Origin of the sequence: Streptomyces sp. NPDC047917 (assembly GCF_043204345.1) — a bacterium.
GTDB classification, from domain to species: domain Bacteria; phylum Actinomycetota; class Actinomycetes; order Streptomycetales; family Streptomycetaceae; genus Streptomyces; species Streptomyces sanglieri.
On the sequence record NZ_JBIDCA010000002.1, the window covers coordinates 349,037 to 362,237 of the forward strand.

The window sequence follows — 13,201 nt, forward strand, 5'->3', positions numbered from 1 at the left end:
TTTTTGGTCGGGTTTGGTCTTTCCCCGGTCGCCCCCCCCCCCCCCCCCCCCCCCCCCCCCCCCCCCCCCCCCCCCCCCCCCCCCACCGGCGTATCCGCTTACGGTCGTCCCGCTGTGAGCCGCCATTCCAACGGCGGCCGCCCACAAGGGAGATCGGGGGTGTACTCGTGCGGATCGGACTGCTCACCGACGGTGGATACCCGTATGCGAACGGTGAGTCCGGGCTCTGGTGCGACCGTCTGGTGCGCGGACTCGCACAGCACGAGTTCGATCTCTTCGCGCTCTGCCGCTCCGCCGAACAGGAGGAGCGGGGCTGGGTGCCGCTCCCGATGCGGGTCGGCCGGGTGCGGACGGCGCCGCTCTGGACGGCCGACGAGGACGGGCCGGGCACCCGGGCCGCCAGGGGGCTGCTCGCCCGGATGGTGACCGGTGGCCACGCCCGCCCGTACGGGCGGCGCGAACGGCAGTGCTTCACGGCCCACTTCACGGCCCTCGCGGCCTCGGTCTGCGCGGCGGGCGCGGCCGGCGGCGAGGACGACGCCGCGGGCGGGGACGCACGTGGGGGCGCGGCCGACTGCGGGCGTACGTCCGCGGCCACCGACGCGCGGTTCACCCAGGGCCTGTACGGCCTCGCCGAACTCGCCCGTGAGCGCGGCGGACTCACCGCGGCCCTCCGCTCCGAGACCGCCGTGCGGGTGCTCGAAGCGGCCTGTCGCGCCCCCGGCACCGGGCGCACCGTCCAGTCCGCCACCGTCCCCGACCTCCTCGCCTTCGCCCGGGAGCTCGCCCGGGTGCTCCGCCCGCTCTCCCTGGACTGGTACGACGAGGAGGGCCTCGGCGCGGTCGACCTCTGTCATGCGACGTCCGGCGGGGCCGCCGCTCTGCCGGGACTGCTGGCCAAACGCTTCTTCGGCGTGCCGCTGCTGGTCACCGAGCACGGCGTACAGCTGCGGGCGCACTACCTCGCGGCGACCGGAGCCGAGCTGAACGCGCCGGTACGCGCCCTGCTCGCCGGCTTCCACGGGCGGCTCGCCACCGAGGTGTACCGGCAGGCCGCCGTCGTCACCCCGGGCAACACCCACGCCCGCCGCTGGCAGGAGCGGTGCGGCGCCGAGCGGGAGAAGCTGCGCACCGTCCACCCCGGCATGGAGTCCGAGCGCTTCACGGCGCTCGGGGAGAGCGGCGACAGCGGCCCCGGCGACACCCTGGTCTGGGTCGGCCGGATCGAGCCCGCCAAGGACCTGATCGCGCTGCTGCACGCCTTCGCCGAGGTGCGGAAGGCCGAGCCGGACACCCGGCTGAGGATCATCGGCGCACCGGTACCGGGACCGGAGGGCGCCACCTACCTCGCACACTGCCGGGCGCTCGCCGTCCAGCTCTTCCCCGACGAGGCCGCGGACGCGCACGCCGTCGGCGACAACCCGGTCTCCTTCGAGGACATCGGCGGGGCCGAGGTGCCCGAACTGCCGGACGCCTACGCGGCGGGCGGGGTCGTCGTCCTCTCCAGCGCGATGGAGGGCTTTCCGACCGGTCTCGTCGAGGCGATGTTCTGCGGCCGGGCCACCGTGTCCACGGACGTCGGCGCGGTCGTCGAGGTCATCGGCGGCACCGGGCTCGTGGTGCCCCCGCGCAACCCCCGGGCGCTGGCCGACGCCTGTCTCGCGCTGCTGCGGGACCCCGAGCGCCGGGCACGGCTCGGAGCGGCGGCGCGCGCCCGCGCACTCGAACTCTTCACCGTCGAACAGAACCTCGCGGCATTCCGCGGCATCTACCTGGAGCTGATCGCACAGGCCCCGGCGCGCAGGGAGGCCGAAGCGGTGGACGCCGACGGCGGACCGCGTCCGTTCGCCACCCCGCCCGAGGCGCACGTCCTGGGCCCGTGGACCACCCCGGGCGCCGCCCCGGCCGGCCGCACCCCCAGCTGGGCCGCCGCCGGACCCCGGACCGTCTGCGCGGGAGCGCGGGGAGCGGGTGGCGGCGATGAGTGAACAGGAACAGGGGCAGACCGGGCCGGGACGCGGCGGACCCGAGCGGTCCGAAGCGGCCGACGACGATCACGGAGGAACCACCATGGGCCGCCCGACCGAGGTGTCCGACGCACCCGCCGCACCGAGCACCGGCGGAAGCTGGGACCTCCGCTCCCGGGCCCTGGTCTCCGGGCCGTCCGCCTCCGGAGAGCCGGAACCGGGGCCGCAGCGGGCGCCGGTGGACCCGGTGGGTGCTGCTGGTTCTTCCGGGCCTTCTGCCTGTGTGGACCCGGTGGGTGCTGCTGGTTCTTCCGGGCCTTCTGCCTGTGTGGACCCGGTGGGCGCCGCTGGTCCTTCCGGGCCCCCCGCCCGCGCCCCCGAGATCGCCCGCACCGCGTCCGCGCGCCGGCCCAGTGCCTCGCGCCGCGGACCCGCCGACCCGGTGAAGTCACTGATGCACCGGCACCGCGAGCTGTGCGAGCGGGCCGTCGATCCGCTGGAGGTCGCCGCCGGGCTCGAAGCCCACGGCGTCACCGACCGCACCGCCGCCCGCTACCGGCACCGCGACGTCTTCTCGCTCGCCGAGGAACTGTTCGCACGGGTACCCGGCGTGGCCGCGGACACCGCGACCGGCCCCGAAGCGCCGGAGCACGCCATCGCGACCCGCGCCGCCTGGTCGCTCCGCGCGCTGCTGCCGGGCGCCGCCTGCATCGCGACCGTCGGCGCACTCGGACTCACCGAGGGAACGCTCGACGGCCCGGCCCGGCTCGCGGTCGCCCTGGCCGGGGCGCTCCTCGCCGCCGCCGCGCTCGCGCTCGCGCTGCGCAGCGGCCCCCTGCACGCCGAGGGCCGTTCCTCGGGCGCCGCCCGCGTGTACGGCTGCTGGCTCCTCGGCTACGTCCTGTACGGCGAACCGCTGCTCGACCAGGTGCTCAGCGGAGGCCCCGAGGGCCCCTGGGACCTCACCCCCGCGCCGCTGCTGGGCCTGGCCCTCGCGCTCGCCCCGGCCACCTGGTGCGCCCACCTCTTCTCCGTGCACGCACAGCGCAGACTCATCGGCAGCCGCGCACTGGAGGAGTTCGCCGCGGGCGTGCGCCCCCTGCTGTTCGGGGCGGTCGCGCTTCATCTGTGCGCCCTCGCCGGTCTGCTGTACCTCGCGCACCTGGGGTACGGGGGCGGCGGGGCGTTCGCCGGGGCGGCCGCACTCGGGGTACTGCTCCTGCTGGCCCGGCTGCTGACCGTGCACGGGTTCCCCGGACTCGCGACCGGCGGACTCGCCCTCGCCTGCGTGACCGAGGCACTGGCCCCCGCGCTGGTCCTGGCCGGGCGGCTGCCCGGCCTGCACTTCCTCGCCCGCCCCGTCGACCTTCTCGTCATGACGTCCGGCACCGGATCCGTACCCGCCATCGCGTGCGGAGGAGCCGCGCTCGGGCTGCTCGTCGCAGCCACCGTCGTCCTCTCCCGGGCGTCCGCCCACACCACCGCCCGGCCGGTCGACGAAGGCCCGGTCGCCGCGTAACCACAGCCTCACCACTGCCATCGCACGCCCCGCGGAGCCGACGCCGCGGGTCATTGCCCAACCGCACCTCACTTCTCAAGGAGACACCGGACATGACCCCCCAATCCCCTTCACCGGCAGCTCGCCGTCGGCGCCGAGGGGGCGCGCGATGAGGGTGCTGCTGCTCGGAGCCAACGGATTCCTCGGCCGGTTCGTGGCCGACCGCCTGCTCGCCGACCCCGCCGTGCACCTCACGGCGCTCGGCCGCGGCGACGACGCCGACGTACGGTTCGACCTGGCCAGCGGCAGCCCCGGAGCGCTGACCCGCTTCCTGGACGCCGTGCACCCCGGAGTGGTCGTCAACTGCGCGGGCGCCACCCGCGGCGGGGCCCGCGACCTCACCCGCCACAACACCGTCGCCGTCGCCACGGTCTGCGAGGCGATGCGGCGCAGCGGCTGCACGGCCCGGCTCGTCCAGGTCGGCTGCTCCTCGGAGTACGGGCCCTCGCAGCCCGGTTCGTCCACCGCCGAGGACGCCGTCCCGCGCCCCGGCGGCCCGTACGGCGTCAGCAAGCTCGCCGCCACCGAACTCGTCCTCGGCTCCGGCCTCGACGCGGTCGTGCTGCGGGTCTTCTCCCCGGTCGGCCCGGGCACCCCGGCCGGATCCCCGCTCGGCAGGCTCGCCGAGGCGATGCGCCGGGCCATGCAGTCCGGCGACGGCGAGCTGAAGCTCAGCGGCCTCGGCGTGCAGCGCGACTTCGTGGACGTCCGCGATGTCGCCCGAGCCGTGCACGCGGCCTCGCTCTCCGCCGCGCAGGGCGTCGTCAACATCGGCACCGGCCGTGCCGTGCGCCTGCGGGACGCGGCCGCCGTACTCGCCCGGGTCGCCGGATACGCCGGAGCGCTCCACGAACTCGACGCGCCCCCGCCCCGGCTGCCCATCGGCGCCCCGCGCACCTCGACCGAGTCGGTCATCGAGCACCTCTCGGCGACCCCGTCCCCCTACCCGGACGGCTGCGGCGCCTGGCAGCAGGCCGACGTCCGCACCGCCAGGGACCGGCTCGGCTGGCGCCCCCGGATCAATCTGGAGGAGTCCCTCGCCGACATCTGGATGGAGGCGGCGTGCCGTATCTGACCAGCACCGGAACGGCCCGCCGGACCGGCGGCGCCGAGCAGCTCGGCTTCGGTGTGCCCGGCTACGCGCATCCGCTGCTCGCCCCGACCGAATGGGCCGAGCTGGCCCGCCCCGGAACCCCGCTGCACTGGGCCGTCCTCAACATCGACGACGGCCCCGGCGCCCGCCCCGATCCGCACTGCCTGGAGGCCGCGGGCCGGCTCCGCAACGCGCGGGAGCGGGCCGTGCACGGCGAGGACCCGCGGGACTCGGCCCGCGCGGCGGGCGGCCGGCTGCTCGGCCATCTCGATCTGGCCTACGGCAGCCGCCCCTTCGGGGAACTGATCGCCGACGCGCAGTCCTTCCTCGACTGGTACCGCGTCGACGGCTTCTATCTCGGCCGCTGCCCGGCCGGGCGCCCCGAGCTCCCGGCGGTGCGCCGTCTCACCGCCACGCTCGCCACGCTCCTGGAGCACGGCGAGCCCCCGTACGGGGAGGGGAGCGGGCAGCTGGTGCTCGGTCTCGGCACCCATCCGCACCCCGGCTACGCCGAGGCCGCCGACCAGCTGGTCACCTTCTGCGGACCGTGGACGGACTACCGCTGGTCGCAGGTGGCGGAGTGGACCGCCTCCTACCCGCCGGAGCGGTTCGCGCACTTCGTCCACGGCGTTCCGCGCACCCACCTGGACGAGGCCATGCGCATCGCCCGCTGGCAGGGCGCGGGCACGATCTTCTTCACGGATCGAGACGGCCAGCAGGGACAAACCGATCCATTCGCGGCACTGCCCAGGTACTGGGACGAAATCGTCTCGCGGATCGGACCTGGTATCTCGGAATGAGAAGGGGCGTGGCAGTGTTACGGCAAGAACAACCGTACGTAGCCGAAGTACGTAGAAACCGACCACCTGCATTGTTGAGGTTCCTGTGTCGCTGCCACCCCTGGTCGAGCCAGCTGCTGAGCTCACCGTCGACGAGGTCCGCAGGTACTCCCGCCACCTGATCATCCCGGATGTCGGGATGGACGGACAGAAGCGGCTGAAGAACGCGAAGGTGCTCTGTGTCGGCGCCGGTGGTCTCGGGTCGCCGGCCCTGATGTACCTGGCCGCGGCCGGTGTCGGCACGCTCGGCATCGTGGAGTTCGACGAGGTCGACGAGTCGAACCTGCAGCGCCAGATCATCCACAGCCAGTCCGACATCGGGCGTTCCAAGGCCGAGTCCGCCAAGGACTCGGTGCTGGGCATCAACCCGTACGTCAACGTGGTCCTTCACGAGGAGCGGCTCGAAGCCGACAACGTGATGGACATCTTCGCCCAGTACGACCTGATCGTGGACGGCACGGACAACTTCGCCACCCGCTATCTGGTCAACGACGCGGCCGTACTGCTGAACAAGCCGTACATCTGGGGCTCGATCTACCGGTTCGACGGCCAGGCGTCCGTCTTCTGGTCCGAGCACGGCCCCTGCTACCGCTGCCTCTACCCGGAGCCGCCCCCGCCGGGCATGGTTCCGTCCTGCGCCGAGGGCGGTGTGCTGGGCGTGCTCTGCGCGTCCGTCGGCTCCATCCAGGTCACCGAGGCCATCAAGCTGCTCGCCGGCATCGGCGACCCGCTGGTCGGCCGACTGATGATCTACGACGCCCTGGAGATGCAGTACCGCCAGGTCAAGGTTCGCAAGGACCCCGACTGCGCGGTCTGCGGAGAGAATCCCACCGTCACCGAGCTCATCGACTACGAGGCCTTCTGCGGCGTCGTGTCCGAGGAGGCCCAGGAGGCGGCGCTCGGCTCCACGATCACTCCCAAGCAGCTCAAGGAGTGGATCGACGCGGACGAGAAGATCGAGATCATCGACGTCCGTGAGCCGAACGAGTACGAGATCGTCTCGATCCCGGGCGCGAAGCTGATCCCGAAGAACGAGTTCCTGATGGGCAGCGCCCTCCAGGACCTCCCGCAGGACAAGCGCATCGTCCTGCACTGCAAGACGGGCGTCCGCAGCGCCGAGGTCCTCGCGGTCCTCAAGTCGGCGGGCTTCGCCGACGCGGTGCACGTGGGCGGCGGCGTGATCGGCTGGGTCAACCAGATCGAGCCCGAGAAGCCGGTCTACTAGGACGAACGCTCGGCACGAACGCTTCGAAGGGGCCGGTCCGCAACCGCGGACCGGCCCCTTCGTCGTGCGCCCCGGGCCGGAGCTACGAGCAGGTCTTGCCGTCCTCCGGGACCATCCCGTCCAGGAAGTACGCGTCCACGGCCGAGGTCACACAGGAGCTCCCGCCGTACGCGCCGTGCCCCTCGCCCTTGTTGGTGAGCAGCACGCCCACGCCCTTGCCGAGCTCGTCCGCCATCTTCCGGGCGCCCTCGTACGGCGTCGCGGGGTCACCGGTCGTCCCGACGACCAGGACCGGACCGGCGCCCGGAGCGCTCGTCTCGGGGGTGTCGTGCTCACCCTCCACCGGCCACTGCGCGCACCAGCCGGCGGTGTCCCATGCCAGGAACGGGCCGAACACCGGGGACAGCTTCCGGAACTCCGGCAGCAGCGCCCTGGCCTCGTCCGCCGTCGGCCGTAGCTTGCTGTCCGCGCAGGAGATGGCGCGCTGCGAGTGGTTCTGGGTGTCGTAGTGCCCCTTCTCGTCCCGCCCGTTGTACGAGTCGGCCAGCTGGAGCAGCATGTTCCCGGTGCCGCTCTTCTCCGCCTCGTCCAGTGCCTTTGTCAGATACGGCCAGTTGCTCTTGGAATAGAGCGGCATGACGATGCCGGTGACGGCCAGCGACTCGTTGAGTTCGCGGCCCGAGGTGGTCGGCAGCGGCTTCTTGTCGATCCGCTCCAGCAGCTTCGTGATCCGCCGCGTGCCCGCCTTCGGGTCCTGGCCCCGGTCCTTGAGGTAGTTCTCCAGCGCCCGCTGGAAGCCGGTCGCCTGGTTGCGGGCGTGCCCGATGGTGTCCGCGGTCGGGTCGACGACGGCGTCCAGCACGGTGCGTCCGACGTTCGAGGGGAAGAGGTGCGCGTAGGTGCCGCCGAGCTCGGTGCCGTACGACATCCCGAAGTACGTGAGCTTCTTGTCGCCGAGCACCGCACGGATCAGGTCCATGTCCCGGGCGGCGTTCGTCGTGCCGACGTGGGGCAGGACCTTGCCGGAGCGGCGCTCGCAGCCGGCGCCGAAGTCCGCGCCGTCCTTCATGAACGCCGTCTCCTCGGCCGCCGTGTCCGGGGTCATGTCGACCTTCCGGTAGGCGGTCTCCTGCTCCTTGTCGGTGCGGCAGCTCACCCCTTCGCTGCCGGCGACCCCGCGCGGGTCGAAGCCCACCAGGTCGTAGCGGGAGTTGAGGTTGTCGTACGAGCCGGCGGCGCGCGGCAGTATGGAGACGCCCGAACCACCGGGGCCGCCGAAGTTGAACAGCATCGAGCCGAGGCGCCGGCCCGTGTTCCCGGCCTTCTTGCGGATCAGCGCGATCCCGATCGTCTCGCCGTCGGGCCTCGCGTAGTCCAGCGGCACCCGTACCGTCGAGCAGCGCCACTCGGAACCGGGCGCGCTCTCGCCCGCGCGGGCCTCGCAGCCCTTCCAGTCCAGTCGCTGGGAGGTGAGGGCAGCGGGCAGCCGGGGGGTGCCCGGCTCCCCGCTCGGCCCGGTGGACGGACGGCCGGCCGAGGACGCGGGATCGCGGTCCGCTCCCTCGGCCGGCTTGTCGTCCGTACCCCCGCCGCAGCCGGCGAGCAGCCCCGTCAGCAGAAGTGCGGCGCCGGCCAGAGCCCCGGCTCGTGCGTGTGCGACCACGTGTGCGTCCTCCCCGATGTGCCTGTACTCACGACGTACAGATGTGCCCGTACCTGCGACGTACAGAAAGTCCGCTCATGTTAGGGGGTTCCGCCGGGCGCGCAGCGCTACTTGCAGACGGTTCCGGCCGCCGGGACCCTGCCGTCCAGCAGGTAGCCGCCCACCTCCTTCTGCACGCAGGCGTTGCCGCTGTTGTACGCGCCGTGCCCCTGGCCCTTGTACGTCATCTTGACGCCGACGCCCTTGCCCAGCGCGTCGGCCATCGCCTCGGCGCCCTTGTACGGCGTCGCCGGGTCGCCGGTGTTGCCGACGACGAGGATGGGGGCCGCGCCCGGGGCGCTGACGTCGGGGGTGTTCCAGGCGCCCTGCACCGGCCAGCCGGTGCAGGCCATCAGGGACCAGCCCAGGTAGTTGCCGAAGATCTTCGAGGCGGAGCGGAACTCGGGGAGCTTGGCCTCGGTCTGGTCCGCGGTGAACCGCTGCTTGGAGTCGGCGCAGTTGATCGCGGTGTTGGCGGCCATCGAGTTGTCGTACCGACCGTTGTCGGAACGGCCGTTCAGCGAGTCGGCGAGGGCGAGGAGCAGCGCGCCGTTGCCGCCGTCGGCCTCGTCCAGCCCCTGTTCCAGCAGCGACCAGGTCTGCTTGGAGTAGAGGGCGGCGGCGATGCCGGTGGTCGCCAGCGTCTCCGTCAGCCGACGCGAACCGAGCCCCTGGATCGGCTTCTTCTCCAGCTTCGCGAGCAGGTCGGCGATCCCCTGCTCGACCTCCTTCGAGGTGGAACCGGGAAGCTTGCACTCGGCGCCTCGGTCGACGCAGTCCTGGGTGAAGTTGTCCAGCGCGAGCTGGAAGCCCTTGGTCTGGCCGAGCGAGGACTGCTCGGAGTCCTGCGTCGGGTCGACCACCGCGTCCAGCACCGCCCTGCCGACGTTCTTCGGGAACAAGTGGGCGTAGACACCGCCCAGTTCGGTGCCGTACGAGATGCCGAAGTAGTACAGCTTCTTGTCGCCGAGCACCTGGCGCATCAGATCCATGTCGCGGGCCGCGTCGGTGGTGCCGACGTAGGGGAGCTGCCTGCCGGAGTTCTTCTCGCAGGCCCGCGCGAACGTCTTGGTGTCCTTGACGAAGGCGTCCACCTCGGCGCTGGTGTCCGGGGTGCCGTCGGTCTCGAAGCGGGCGTCGAGCTGCTTGTCGGTCTCGCACTCCACGCCGTCGCTGCGGCCCACGCCGCGCGGGTCGAAGCTGACCAGGTCGTAGCGGGCACGGAGCTTGTCGTACTCGGTGCCGAAGGCGGGCAGGGTGGCGACGCCGGAGGCGCCGGGGCCGCCGAAGTTGAAGATGAGGGAACCGATCCGCTTGTCCTGGCTCTTGGCCGCGGCCCGGATCAGGGCCAGCTCGATCGTCCCGCCCCCGGGCTTCGCGTAGTCGAGCGGGGCCCTCATGGAGGAGCACTCCCAGGGGGTCCCGCCGGGCAGCGGGGTCGGCGCCTTTCCGCCGCCCTGCGCCGTGGACGGGGCGGGGCAGGGCTTCCACGTCAGCTGCTGGGAAGCGAGGTCGCCGGAGTTGCTCGCCTCGGCGGCGTTCGCCGCGAGCGGCCCGTCCGGGCCTTCCTTGTCGCCGCTCTCCGAGCAGGCGGTGATGGGCAGGAGCACGGTGACGGCGGCGGCCAGTGCCGCGGCGCGCAGGGCAGGGGAGGTCCTCATGGCCCCATGGTGCGGTGGGAACCCGGTCGCTGCACGGGGCACCGGTCCAAGCGGGTGGCGGACCCCCGCGGCCGTCCCCCGACTGGCCTTGCGGGCTGCCCCGTATGGCGGCTGAGGGGGAGTCAGTACCCGGCCCGACGGGCCGTCAGAGCTCGCCCCTGCGGGTGGTCGGGCTCGCTCCTGCGGGTGGTCGGAGCTCGCTCCTGCGAGGTGGGCCAGGGCTCGCCCTCGCAGGTCATCAGAGCTCGCCCCTGCGGGTCAGGCGGGTGAAGCAGAGCCAGCCGGGAAGCACCGGCAGCCAGAGCGTCAGCAGGCGGTACAGCACCACGGCGGGCGCCGCGACCTCCTTCGGCAGACCGACCGCGATCAGACCGAGCGTCAGCGCGCCCTCGACCGCACCCATTCCGCCCGGTGTGGGCGCGGCCGACCCCAGCGCGTTGCCGGCGAGGAAGACCACCGCGATGCTGGCGTAGCTGAGCTGCGGCACGTCGGGGCCGCTGAACGCCCGTACCGAAGCGTCCAGACACATCACGAACAGGCCGGTCAGCAGCAGCATTCCGCCAATGCCGGTCAGCAGCTTCTGCGGCCGCTGCACCACGTCGAGCATGCGCGGCACGACTCCGGCGAACAGCGACCGCACCCGGGTCACCACGAACTTCCGCAGGAACGGGACCGCCGTCACCACCAGCACCAGCACGGCGACGGTCAGCAGCCCGGCGATCACCGTCCTGGACGGGGTGAGCGAGGACGGGGTCTTCTCCGTACCGGTCAGATAGCCGAAGGCCGCCAGCAGCAGGATGTGGCAGCCGAGGCCGAACAGCTGCGAGGCGCCGACGCTCGCCACGGCGAGCCCCGGACGTACCCCGGCCCGCTGGAGGAAGCGGGTGTTCAGCGCCACGCCGCCGACCGCGGCCGGGGCGACGATCTTCACGAAGGAGCCGGCGACCTGGGCCAGCACCGTCCTGCCGAACGACACCCGCTCGGGCACGAAGCCCAGCAGGCTCATCGCCGCCGCCACGTAGGTGAGCGCGGAGAAGCCGACCGCGGCCGCCACCCAGCCCCATTCCGCCTGTTCGACGACGGTTCCGAAGTCGGCCTGGGTGACCTGGGAGATGAGGAAGTACGCGGCGATCGCGCCGGCGATGCAGCTGAGCAGGGTGCGCGCCTTGATGCGCTCCAGCCGCACCGGCTCGACCGGGGCCTGCGGGCGGATCAGCAGCACCTGCTGCCGCATCTGGGAGAGCAGGTCCTCCTCGCGGGCCCCCTCCAGGGCGTCGTCCAGGGCGCGCTTCTCGGCCTGCTTCTGGTTGCGGAGCGTCTTGCGGTCGGCCTTGCGCTCGGCGTCGTCGTCCGGCGTCCCGGACGCGGCTCCGTGCTCGTGCGCCCTGGCCCGCTTGGCCGCGTCCGAAGCCTCCAGCACCGCTTCGCGCTCCCGCTGCGAGCGCTCCCGGGCGAGCCGGCGCAGCGCCGCGCGGGTGGAGCGGCTCAGCGCGATCGGCTGGAGCAGCGGCAGGCAGTCCGCGACGGCGTCGGGTCCGAGCACCGCCAGCGCACCGGCGACGGCCCGCTCGGCACCCACCCGCAGACCGGTCGTGGTCAGCAGCTGGGCGACGTCCATCCGCAGCACCAGATCACCGGCCGCGATCTCGCCGCCGCGCAGATCGGTGACGAACACCTTGCCGGAACGATCCACCAGGATGGCGTCGCCGGTGAGCCTGCGGTGCGCGATCCGCCGCGACTGGAGCGCCTTCACCTGACGCCAGGCGCCGTGCAGCAGCTCGTCGGTGATCTCCGCGTCCTCCAGCGCGTCCAGCGAACGGCCGCCGATGTGCTCGTACACCAGCATCACGGCGTCGGGGCCGAGCTCGGAGGTGGCGATCAGCTTGGGCGCGTTGGCCCCGGCGGCGATCGCCGCGTAGGCGAGCAGTGCCTCCTGCTCCAGGGCCTGGCGCAGCGACTGGATGGAGCGGCGCTGGGTGATGCCGCGCAGAGTGAGCCTGCGCCACACCCGGTAGAAGAAGCCGTGGGCCTGCTGCTCACGGTCGACGACCGTGACATCGAGCGGTGGCCCGTCCTCCAGGGAGACCAGATAGCGCCGTCCCCGGTCGCTCTGGTCGCCCGAGTCCGGGGCGTCGTCGGCGCGCATCGCGCTGACCGGGCGGAAGCCGACATGGCGCAGACCGGCCATCAGGTGCTGACCGGTCGGCCGCACGTTCGGCGAGCCGACCGCGTACAGCGTGCCGTACGCGACGGTCCAGCCGATCAGCACGGTGAGGATGATCGAGAACGGGGTCGTGTAGCCGCCCACCAGCATCGCGAACGCGTCGAGCAGCAGCACCACCCACAGCACGACCCGCCAGCGCGGCCGTCTCGCCATGCCGACCGCCGTCATGTACGCGATCACCGGTGCGAGATAGCCGTGCACGGGGTCGGTGAGCGCGTCACCCGGCTGCGGCTGGGTCAGGGCGTCCTGGATGGTGCCGGGGGCGGACTTGGCGACCCAGAGGTCGGCGGCGAGCGTGACGCCGTGTGCCAGTACGGCGGCGAGCACCCCGTCGGCGATCCGCAGCCCGTCGCGTTTGATCAGCCGCTCGATGGCGAAGGCGACCGGGACCAGCAGCACGGCGATGCTGGAGACCAGGCCCGCCATCTTGATCAGTACGTCGGGTGCCTGGCCGGTGCCCTTGTTGATGTCCTGTTCGAGACCGGTCGTGGTGCCATGGGCGAACGCGGCGATCGAGAACAGGACGACGACCGCCAGGACCCCGATGAGGAGCCGCATGAGATCGGAGGGGCGGTGCACCCGGGCGGGAAGCAGCGGTTCGTCGCCCGAGACGCGCTCGGCCTGTTCCTCCGCGACGGCCGAGAGCGTCGAGCCGGCCAGTCGCCCGGGGGTCTCCCCGGCCTCGTCCCGGCCGGCACCGGGCTTCCCGGAGGGTGCGGTGGTCTCGTCCGGGTGGGGCTCGGCGTCAGGGGCGTCCGCCGCCTTCGGTGGCTGCACGCCCTGCTCCTTCGTCGCCTCTGATTGGTCTTCGTGTTCTCGTATCACCGGTCACCGCCCGCACGATGGTGGCACGGCCCGGCGACGGAGGGGGGCATCAGGGTGCACTGCACGGACACGCGAAGCGCAAGATACGCCCCTTTGCCGCCGCGCGC

Annotated in this window: 8 protein-coding genes; 5 read left to right on the forward strand and 3 right to left on the reverse strand. The window is 72.8% G+C overall.

Going from position 1 to position 13,201, the window contains the following annotated elements; genetic code table 11:
• Positions 1–167: 167 nt before the first annotated feature.
• From ACGF8B_RS05270 to moeZ, 5 genes are all read left to right on the forward strand, one after another.
• Positions 168–1,988, forward strand: a complete 1,821-nt coding sequence (locus ACGF8B_RS05270; RefSeq protein ID WP_392734959.1) for a DUF3492 domain-containing protein — start codon at positions 168–170, stop codon at positions 1,986–1,988.
• Positions 1,981–3,486, forward strand: coding sequence for a hypothetical protein (locus ACGF8B_RS05275; protein ID WP_392734960.1), 1,506 nt, complete (start codon positions 1,981–1,983; stop codon positions 3,484–3,486). Before ACGF8B_RS05270 ends, ACGF8B_RS05275 begins: the two co-directional genes overlap by 8 nt.
• Before the next feature lie 148 nt (positions 3,487–3,634).
• Positions 3,635–4,600 (forward strand): NAD(P)-dependent oxidoreductase, encoded by a 966-nt coding sequence (locus ACGF8B_RS05280; protein WP_124716526.1) that lies wholly within the window; start codon positions 3,635–3,637, stop codon positions 4,598–4,600.
• Positions 4,588–5,418: a spherulation-specific family 4 protein gene (locus ACGF8B_RS05285; protein WP_392734962.1), complete on the forward strand. Its 831-nt coding sequence runs from the start codon at positions 4,588–4,590 to the stop codon at positions 5,416–5,418. The genes ACGF8B_RS05280 and ACGF8B_RS05285 overlap by 13 nt, the downstream gene beginning before the upstream one ends.
• A gap of 85 nt (positions 5,419–5,503) precedes the next feature.
• A complete protein-coding gene (moeZ, locus tag ACGF8B_RS05290) occupies positions 5,504–6,682 on the forward strand; it encodes an adenylyltransferase/sulfurtransferase MoeZ (protein ID WP_124716524.1) in 1,179 nt (392 codons plus the stop codon).
• 82 nt (positions 6,683–6,764) lie between these two features.
• Here the strand turns inward: moeZ and ACGF8B_RS05295 are convergent, their stop codons facing one another.
• From ACGF8B_RS05295 to ACGF8B_RS05305, 3 genes are all read right to left on the reverse strand, one after another.
• A complete protein-coding gene (locus tag ACGF8B_RS05295; protein ID WP_392734964.1) occupies positions 6,765–8,345 on the reverse strand; it encodes an alpha/beta hydrolase in 1,581 nt (526 codons plus the stop codon).
• 107 nt (positions 8,346–8,452) lie between these two features.
• Complete coding sequence (locus ACGF8B_RS05300; RefSeq protein WP_392734966.1) at positions 8,453–10,045, reverse strand: alpha/beta hydrolase; 1,593 nt, start codon at positions 10,043–10,045, stop codon at positions 8,453–8,455.
• 238 nt (positions 10,046–10,283) lie between these two features.
• Complete coding sequence (locus ACGF8B_RS05305; protein WP_392734968.1) at positions 10,284–13,046, reverse strand: lysylphosphatidylglycerol synthase domain-containing protein; 2,763 nt, start codon at positions 13,044–13,046, stop codon at positions 10,284–10,286.
• Positions 13,047–13,201: the final 155 nt, after the last annotated feature.